5 tRNA genes are annotated in these 548 nt (G+C 50.7%); all 5 read right to left on the bottom strand.

Going from position 1 to position 548, the window contains the following annotated elements:
* Window positions 1-110 precede the first annotated feature (110 nt).
* The 5 genes from KQI94_RS16260 to KQI94_RS16240 all read right to left on the bottom strand — a co-directional run bounded on the left by KQI94_RS16260 (window position 111) and on the right by KQI94_RS16240 (window position 546).
* Window positions 111-184 (bottom strand) — tRNA-Ile (locus tag KQI94_RS16260).
* A 20-nt stretch (window positions 185-204) separates the two neighbouring features.
* A tRNA-Met gene (locus tag KQI94_RS16255) sits at window positions 205-278 on the bottom strand.
* Between the two features lie 23 nt (window positions 279-301).
* Window positions 302-374 (bottom strand) — tRNA-Ala (locus tag KQI94_RS16250).
* A gap of 13 nt (window positions 375-387) precedes the next feature.
* Window positions 388-461: transfer RNA gene (locus tag KQI94_RS16245), tRNA-Pro, on the bottom strand.
* Window positions 462-472: 11 nt separating this feature from the next.
* Window positions 473-546 (bottom strand) — tRNA-Arg (locus tag KQI94_RS16240).
* Between the last annotated feature and the right edge of the window lie 2 nt (window positions 547-548).

Below are 548 nucleotides of genomic sequence, written 5' to 3'. Positions count from 1 at the left end.
ATTCGAACCCTTGCACGGTTTTACCCGCCTGACGGTTTTCAAGACCGTTCCCTTCAGCCGGACTTGGGTAATCCTCCATGATAAAAATAAAACTATAAACAACGTCACAATGGACCTTGTAGGACTCGAACCTACGACCGGACGGTTATGAGCCGTCTGCTCTAACCAACTGAGCTAAAGGTCCAGGCTCTTCCAAATGTATAATCGCGGCGGAGGGGATCGAACCCCCGACCTCCCGGGTATGAACCGGACGCTCTAGCCAGCTGAGCTACACCGCGAAACTCTTATATTAAAATAAGAATGGAGCCTAGCGGGATCGAACCGCTGACCTCCTGCGTGCAAAGCAGGCGCTCTCCCAGCTGAGCTAAGGCCCCATGAAAATTATTATCGGGAAGACAGGATTCGAACCTGCGACCCCTTGGTCCCAAACCAAGTGCTCTACCAAGCTGAGCTACTTCCCGTATATAACTAATGCACCCAAAGGGAGTCGAACCCCTAACCTTTTGATTCGTAGTCAAACACTCTATCCAGTTGAGCTATGGGTGCTA

It is taken from the genome of Enterococcus sp. S183_ASV_20 (assembly GCF_018919685.1).
Taxonomy (GTDB): Bacteria; Bacillota; Bacilli; order Lactobacillales; family Enterococcaceae; genus Enterococcus; species Enterococcus faecalis.
Note: the sequence above shows the minus strand (reverse complement) of the source record. Positions and strands in the feature narration are given on the sequence as shown.